Here is an 8,555-nt window from a genome sequence, read left to right on the forward strand (position 1 = left end):
CATTGTGCTGATGTTTGTTAAATTTAACGCAGCTATAACGACTTATGACTCATCACTAGTCACTAATGGCTGGCCTCTAAAAAGTCTTGGGCAAAGCGTTGTAAAATACCGCCCGCTTCATAGATAGACACCTCTTCAGCGGTGTCTAATCGACATTTAACTGGCACAGTTAAATGCTCACCATTAGTGCGAGTAATGATTACTGATAGCGCCGCACCTGGAGTACGCTCACCGATAACATCGTAGGTTTCAGTACCATCAATTTGATAGGTATGACGGTTCTCGCCATTGGTAAACTCAAGCGGCAGCACGCCCATTCCTACAAGGTTGGTACGATGGATACGCTCAAAGCCTTCAGCAACAATCACTTCAACGCCCGCTAAGCGGACCCCTTTGGCTGCCCAGTCACGGCTTGAACCTTGACCATAATCAGCACCTGCGATGATGATAAGTGGCTGCTTACGCTCCATATAGGTTTCAATGGCTTCCCACATGCGCGACTCTTGCCCTTCTGGCTCGATTCGGGCGTAAGAACCTTGCTTAATCACTTGCTTGCCATCTTTACCTAAGGTGGTCACCATTTCATTAAATAGTTTAGGGTTAGCAAATGTGGCACGTTGTGCGGTTAAGTGATCGCCGCGATGGGTGGCATATGAGTTGAAATCAACTTCAGGCAAGCCCATTTTATCAAGGTAAGCACCTGCTGCACTATCAAGCATAATAGCGTTTGATGGTGATAAATGATCGGTAGTGATGTTGTCACCTAATACCGCTAATGGGCGCATGCCTTTCATGGCGCGCTCACCCGCTAATGCGCCTTCCCAATAAGGAGGACGACGGATATAGGTACTTTGAGGGCGCCAATCATACTGTGGATCAATCTTAGCTGAAGAGTCGCTGCCGTATTCAACTTTGATATCAAACATTGGCTCATATACTTTGCGGAATTGCTCAGGCTTAACGCTAGCAGCGATAACCGCATCAATTTCAGCATCTGATGGCCAGATATCTTTAAGCCTTATATCGTTACCTTGTTGATCTTTACCTAAAACATCTTTTTCAATATCAAAACGAATGGTGCCAGCAATAGCGTAGGCAACCACCAGTGGCGGCGAGGCTAAGAACGCTTGTTTCGCATAAGGATGAATACGACCATCAAAATTTCGGTTACCTGATAACACCGCGGTGGCATATAAATCACGTTCAATCACTTCTTGTTGAATCACAGGATCGAGCGCGCCACTCATGCCATTACAGGTAGTACAGGCAAAACCGACAATACCAAAGCCCAAGGCTTCAAGTTCGGTTAATAAATTGGCATCTTCAAGATACAACTGCACCGCTTTTGAGCCTGGTGCTAATGAGGTTTTAACCCAAGGTTTACGTGTAAGCCCCTTGGCATTGGCGTTACGGGCGATTAAGCCTGCAGCAATCACATTGCGTGGGTTAGATGTGTTAGTACAACTGGTAATGGCGGCAATAATACAAGCGCCATCAGGCATTAAGCCGGCTTCATTCTCAACAATACCGCTAATGCCTTTAGCGGCTAAATCACTTGTCGATACGCGGCGATGTGGGTTTGAAGGACCTGCAATGTTACGTCCAACACTGGATAAGTCAAAACGCAGCACGCGTTCATATTCTGCATTAACTAGCGTGTCAGCCCATAGGCCATTTTGTTTGGCGTAAGTCTCAACTAACTCAACTTGTTTATCATCACGGCCAGTCAGTTTTAAGTAATCAATGGTTTTATCATCGATATAAAACATCGCTGCTGTGGCGCCAAATTCTGGCGTCATATTTGAAATCGTAGCGCGATCGCCTAATGTCAGATTAGCGGCGCCTTCACCATAAAACTCAAGGTAAGTTGATACTACTTTTTGCTCGCGTAAAAACTCGGTAATCGCTAACACAATATCTGTCGCAGTAATGCCTGATTGACGCTCGCCGACCAGCTCAACACCGACAATATCAGGTAGACGCATATAAGATGGGCGACCTAGCATCACGCTTTCAGCTTCAAGCCCACCAACACCAATAGCTATAACACCTAAAGCATCGACATGGGGCGTATGGCTATCTGTGCCCACTAAGGTATCAGGAAATGCCACGCCTTCACGGGCTTGCACCACTGGCGACATTTTCTCTAAATTAATTTGATGCATGATGCCGTTGCCGGGCTGGATCACATCAATATTTTTAAAGGCTGTTTTAGTCCAGTTAATAAAATGAAATCTGTCTTCATTACGTCTGTCTTCAATGGCGCGGTTTTTTTCAAAGGCATCTTTTTCAAAACCTGCATGTTCGACAGCCAGTGAATGATCGACAATTAATTGCGTCGGCACTACTGGATTCACTTTTGATGGGTCGCCGCCTTTTTCAGCGATAGCATCACGTAAACCCGCTAAATCAACTAATGCGGTTTGACCAAGAATGTCGTGACAAACAACACGGGCTGGAAACCAAGGGAAATCGAGATCTCGCTTACGTTCAATAATTTGTTTTAAGCAATCTGTTAGCGTCTCAGGTGGGCAGCGACGCACAAGGTTCTCGGCATAAACGCGAGAGCTATATGGCAGTTTGTCGAATGCGCCTGCTTGGATATCATCAACAGCAGCTTTGGTATCAAAGTAATCCAGCTCTGTACCTGGTAACGGTTTTCTATAATTTGAATTCATAACCCAATCCATCAAGTTTGGTAATTGTTAGCTAGTTTGCAATTTGCATGTTCAACAAGGTCTGAAAAACAAAAGGCTGACCCATTGGCCAGCCTTTGACTGTTTATCTTTCGCTAATTGGCGTTACAGTGCGTGGCTCAGATCCGATGTAATCAGCACTTGGTCTGATAATACGATTGTTTGAGCGCTGCTCCATGACGTGAGCAGCCCAGCCAGTAAGACGTGAACACACAAAGATAGGCGTAAATAGCTTGGTTGGAATACCCATAAAATGATAAGCCGATGCATGGAAGAAATCAGCATTACAGAATAGTTTTTTTGTATCCCACATAAACTCTTCACAAGCCACTGAGATGTCGTACAAGCTAGTATCGCCATTTTCCTGAGCCAGTTTTTCTGACCAGGCTTTAATGATCACATTACGTGGATCTGAAGTGCGGTAAATCGCATGACCAAAGCCCATGATTTTTTCTTTACGCTCTAGCATGCCTGCCATTTGCGCTTTAGCATCGCTTGGCGAAGTAAACTTTTGGATCATGTCCATTGCTGCTTCATTAGCACCGCCATGAAGTGGGCCACGAAGAGTACCGATAGCACCGGTAATACACGAGAACATGTCAGATAAGGTTGAAGCACATACGCGCGCAGTAAAGGTAGAAGCGTTAAACTCATGCTCTGCATAAAGTATTAACGATACATCCATCACTTTACGATGTTGCTCTGAAGGCGTTTTACCATTCAATAGTTTTAAGAAGTGGCCGCCGATGGTTTCTTCATCTGTAACGCAGTCAATTTCAACACCTTCATGGCTGAAACGATACCAGTAACACATGATGGCAGGAAAAGCGGCGAGTAAGCGGTTTGCTGCTTTATGTTGCTCAGCAAAATCAGCTTCTGGCTCAAGATTACCTAAAAATGAGCAACCAGTGCGCATCACATCCATTGGATGTGCATCGGCAGGAATACGTTGTAATACTTCTTTTAACGCTTGTGGTAAATCACGCTGAGTCGTCAATACTGATTTATAAGTATCTAGCTGATCTTGCGTTGGCAATTCACCATTAAATAATAGATAGGCGACTTCCTCAAAAGTAGCATTTTCAGATAAATCGGCAACATCGTAACCGCAATAGGTTAAACCTGAGCCTGATTTACCTACGGTACATAATGCTGTATCACCTGCGCTTTGACCACGAAGGCCTGCACCACTTAGTTTCTTGTCTACCATAATGATTTCCTATTCTTTTATGTGTTTCGAGTACTATTTGGTTGTCTTTTAAATTATCGGTTTGCTTATCGACAATCTTTGTTCAAGAACAATATTTGTGCATTAATCATCCAATCGCAATAAATCGCTATTGCTACAACGACAAAGCTTATAAACACTGTTTATCAACACTTTCTATCAACAGAAAACTGCTTTTATGTCTTGCCAGTAATTACTTGTTTTTACCTTCAGCAAATAAGCTATCAAGCTTTTGCTCATAATCGTGGTAACCGAGGTAATCGTATAAATCCATACGGGTTTGCATGGTGTCGACAACCGCTTTTTGGTCGCCATCTTTTAAGATTGCGCTGTAGACATTTTCAGCGGCTTTATTCATCGCACGAAATGCACTTAACGGATACAGCACCATGGCTGCGCCCCACTGACCGAGTTGCTCTTTGTTCCATAACTCTGTTTGACCAAACTCGGTGATGTTAGCCAAAATCGGGACATCAAGTGCATCGGCAAAGGCGCGATAATGCTCTTCAGTTTTTACCGCTTCGGCAAAAATACCGTCTGCACCGGCGGCAACATAGGCTTTAGCACGGGCGATCGCCGCCTCTAAACCTTCTTGAGCAAATGAGTCGGTTCTTGCCATGATGAAAAAATCAGGATCAATACGGGCATCGACAGCCGCTTTAATGCGATCAACCATTTCTTCAGTAGACACAATCTCTTTGTTCGGGCGATGACCACAACGCTTCTGCGCAACTTGATCTTCCATGTGCACAGCTGCAGCGCCGGCTTTTTCCATATCACGAACGGTTTTAGCGATGTTAAATGCACCACCCCAACCGGTATCGATATCCACTAATAGTGGTAAGTCACAGGCTGAAGTAATACGCTGAACGTCAACAATCACATCATTGAGTGACGTCATACCTAAATCAGGTAACCCATAAGATGCGTTCGCCACACCGCCACCCGATAAATATATCGCTTGATGACCAATTTGTTTCGCCATCATTGCTGAATACGCATTAATAGTTCCAACGATTTGTAGTGGCTTGTTGTCGACTAATGCCTGACGGAATTTTTTGCCTGCGCTCATGATATCCCTCTCTCTATTTGTTATTGCTATGCGGCAGTTGTTTACGCTTAACTGCCGAAGCTTAATTAACGGTTTAATTTAGTTTCGATATTATTTTTGGAGTACATGATGTGACGACGCATTAGCATCTCTGCTAACTCTTCATCACGATTTGAAATGGCTTTAACTATATGGGTATGTTCTTCAAAGGCAGTTGTCACCCGAGGTCCTGCCATGCCTAATTGCACTCGGTACATACGAATAAGGTGATACATACCATCTATCAGCACTGAAATAAGGTGTTTGTTTTTGCTCCCTAGAATAATGCGGTAATGAAAATCCACATCACCTGCTTCTTGATAATAAGACTCGCCAGATTTCACTTCATTAGAGTGTTTGCTCAGAAGCGTTAATAAATCTGCAATCTCTTCATCAGTCATGTTTTTAGCGGCAAGCCTAGCCGCCATGCCCTCAAGAGATTCGCGCACTTGATACAACTCTATGAGCCCTTCAGGCGTTAATGCCACCACTCGGGCACCTATATTGGCTTTACGTTCAACCAAATGGCATGACTCTAAACGGTTTATTGCCTCGCGGATAACTGCGCGGCTAACGGCGTACTTTGTCGACAGTTCTGTTTCACTCAGTTTTGAGCCTGCCGTAATATCGCCTTCAACGATGTCCTTTCTTAACTCAAAAAAGGTTTTATCGGCTGCTGTAATGGGCTGTTCAGTAAAAAATGTCATTTTAAGTAGGCTGTCTGACCAAAGAATAATTGTCGACAATATAAGCCAATAATAACAAGTGGTCAACATAAACAAGCTAGATTGTCGACAAAAGTATAAAGCGCCAGTGATAAATCAACGCTGCTAAGTTGTGGCTAAAGCATAAGCAGGGCAAAGTATGTTTACCGATATAAGCTCGCGATATGACTCAGAGAAATAACACAGAGAACTAACACAGAGAACTAACACAGAAAACACCCATGCTCGGTTAACGCCTCCCTTATTTATAAATAGACAGATAGATAGATAGACAGATAAATGGATAAATGGATAAATGGATAAATCGTGACGGAGCGGATGAATAAACTCACCCATAAGCCCCATACATTGGGCAATGAATAAATGTATAACAGCCAAGCAAGCTTAGGGAGTACACCTAAGCCGTTTTAAATATCCCAAGTAAATAATATGGCTATGGCACAACTTTATTGCCCATAAAACGCGCAATTAAGCGGTGTTCATGACTATTTGTTGCTTAGTTCACCATTTACTCAGCCCTGCTCTTGCCTAGTGGCTTGTCAGTTCATTATCATAAGTTAATTTAATGCACATTCAGTGATATCCATCAGCAATTTTGCGGAGCAACAATGACAACTATCAACTTACTTTTAATCTGTGGCGGCGGCAGTGCAGAGCATGATGTGTCTTTGTTATCAGCTGATTTTTTTGAATCATCTCTCGCAAATAGTAACGAGATTAATTTACTGCGAGTTGAACTTGATAAAAATGGCCATTATCACGATCAAGATGGTAATGTTTGTGAGCTAACCAATAAGCGCGAAATTCGTTTTGAAGATCAGCAAAAAGCACCTTGGCCTGTAGACTATGTCATTCCTTGTATTCATGGATTTCCCGGTGAGACCGGTGACATTCAATCTTATTTCAATTTAATCCAATTGCCTTACTTTGGTTGTGAGTCAGAAGCCTCAAGAAACTGTTTTAACAAAATCACCGCCAAAATGTGGTTTAGCGCCTTAGGCATCCCTAATACGCCTTATATTTTTCTTAATGAACTAAATGATGACGCTATACAACAAACGGCAGCAGCCTTATCAGAATGGGGCTCAGTATTTGTTAAAGCCGCCTCTCAAGGTTCATCAGTGGGCTGCTATAAAGTTGATGACGCAACGCAAATACAACAAGTATTAACTGATGCCTTTAGTTTTGCGCCTTCTGTGGTGGTTGAAAAGACCATTATCGCCCGAGAGTTAGAAGTCGCAGTTTATCAATATCAAGGTGAAGTAATAGCAACACTGCCAGGTGAGATCATTTGTGCCAGTAACACTTTTTATACTTTTGAAGAAAAATATAATGCTTCAAGTAAGGCGACCACCAATGTAGTCGCAAAGAATTTATCTGAGGATGTGTGTGAAGCGATTCGCAGCTATGCGATAAAAGCATTTAAAGGGATGAAGTTAAGACACTTATCAAGAATTGATTTCTTTTTAACCGAAGAGAATGAAATTTTACTAAACGAGATTAATACCTTCCCTGGCTCTACACCAATTTCAATGTTTCCGAAAATGCTACAAAATCACGGCGAAAACTTTACTGATTACTTGGTTGAAAACATCAAAAGCCAATTATAAATCTAAACACATATACCAACTTGATACGACGATTAACGACAAAATAGCTATCGCGTCATATTGATTGAAACAATATTGGAATATGTTTGCTGATGGCCAGCATCTTCCAATTGTTTGCGCCAAGGGTTGTCTTGAACCCTGACCATATAGAAACGCTCACGGTAGGTATCAGTGACGAATGCAACCCCATGTTGCATTAATTCATAATGAATATCATGTACAAATACCAAAGAAAAATTCTGCCTGCCTGTTAACTGATTAATGTCTCCTCGCGTTAAGCTTACTCCATTCTCTAATTGTTCAAATTGAATCATTAGCCAATTCGCAAAATCTTTTGAACTCACCATTTGATTGCCCTCGTATTTAAATCAAAAAAACTACAACTAAATCTAACTAATAGTTTAGTGCACTTTACGATTTTCAGCACAATAGTTTAACAAACTCATCTGGCCAAACATTATTCATCAAATGAAAAAACGGTAGTTTAACACCAAGAAATCACACACTACCCATTGAAATATAGAGAATTAGAATAAAACAAACACAGTCAAATAAAAACATATTAAGATGTCAACTTTTTAACCAGTGTCAACAAAATGACTTACAACTTAATTTTATCCGTTTACTAGAACAGTATTGCAACATTAACCTAACAGCTTAATGTTATATATAGTATTACTTCTATGTTGTTCCTCATAACTTAATCGGAAAGGAATAATGTCAAAAATTGTTTTATGCATAGTCAGTTTTATGCTCATATCTGGCTGTAGTCAAACTCCTCATTTCAATGATTCAAACCTTAATTCAAACTCCCTAGTTGGCATTTATACTAATGATGATGGTTTTGGAAACCGTATTAATATCGTTTTAAATGAAGATGGGGGTTACGAGTCTCAACTAAATGGAACCATTGGAATAGAGGGGTTTTCTTATGGTGAATGGGAGCACACAACGAAGTCAAATAGTATTTTATTTTCCCCAATTAAAGAACATGGTTTTTTAAAAGGAAAACTTAAAACATTACTGATCATTAGTGATAGTAACAATATTTCCTTAATTCCAGCTAAAAAACTTAAAAGTCATTCTAAGTTAATGGCTGATTACGGACAATCAAACTATAGCTATCAGAAAGAGGGTGTAACAGATTCTGTGTAACTGCAATTTAGTTAATATGCTTCACAATTCTGTCTTCGAACTCAATAATAA

7 protein-coding genes are annotated in these 8,555 nt (G+C 41.4%); 2 read left to right on the forward strand and 5 right to left on the reverse strand.

The window, feature by feature from the left end; genetic code table 11:
* Window positions 1–62: 62 nt before the first annotated feature.
* The 4 genes from acnD to Q4533_RS18530 form a co-directional block, all read right to left on the reverse strand.
* Window positions 63–2,678: a Fe/S-dependent 2-methylisocitrate dehydratase AcnD gene (gene acnD, locus Q4533_RS18515; protein ID WP_303411006.1), complete on the reverse strand. Its 2,616-nt coding sequence runs from the start codon at window positions 2,676–2,678 to the stop codon at window positions 63–65.
* Window positions 2,679–2,781: 103 nt separating this feature from the next.
* A complete protein-coding gene (gene prpC / locus Q4533_RS18520) occupies window positions 2,782–3,906 on the reverse strand; it encodes a 2-methylcitrate synthase (RefSeq protein ID WP_102440557.1) in 1,125 nt (374 codons plus the stop codon).
* 211 nt (window positions 3,907–4,117) lie between these two features.
* A complete protein-coding gene (gene prpB / locus Q4533_RS18525) occupies window positions 4,118–4,996 on the reverse strand; it encodes a methylisocitrate lyase (protein WP_076536891.1) in 879 nt (292 codons plus the stop codon).
* Between the two features lie 65 nt (window positions 4,997–5,061).
* Window positions 5,062–5,721, reverse strand: a complete 660-nt coding sequence (locus Q4533_RS18530; protein ID WP_102440556.1) for a GntR family transcriptional regulator — start codon at window positions 5,719–5,721, stop codon at window positions 5,062–5,064.
* A 626-nt stretch (window positions 5,722–6,347) separates the two neighbouring features.
* Between Q4533_RS18530 and Q4533_RS18535 the strand changes: the two genes are divergently transcribed.
* Window positions 6,348–7,349, forward strand: coding sequence for a D-alanine--D-alanine ligase (locus Q4533_RS18535; RefSeq protein ID WP_102476336.1), 1,002 nt, complete (start codon window positions 6,348–6,350; stop codon window positions 7,347–7,349).
* 47 nt (window positions 7,350–7,396) lie between these two features.
* Here the strand turns inward: Q4533_RS18535 and Q4533_RS18540 are convergent, their stop codons facing one another.
* The gene (locus Q4533_RS18540) at window positions 7,397–7,696 is read right to left on the reverse strand and encodes a hypothetical protein (RefSeq protein WP_303503755.1); all 300 of its coding nucleotides are present in this window, start codon (window positions 7,694–7,696) and stop codon (window positions 7,397–7,399) included.
* A gap of 370 nt (window positions 7,697–8,066) precedes the next feature.
* Between Q4533_RS18540 and Q4533_RS18545 the strand changes: the two genes are divergently transcribed.
* Window positions 8,067–8,504: a hypothetical protein gene (locus Q4533_RS18545; RefSeq protein ID WP_303503757.1), complete on the forward strand. Its 438-nt coding sequence runs from the start codon at window positions 8,067–8,069 to the stop codon at window positions 8,502–8,504.
* Window positions 8,505–8,555 lie beyond the last annotated feature (51 nt).

It is taken from the genome of Shewanella sp. 6_MG-2023 (assembly GCF_030547195.1).
Taxonomy (GTDB): Bacteria; Pseudomonadota; Gammaproteobacteria; order Enterobacterales; family Shewanellaceae; genus Shewanella.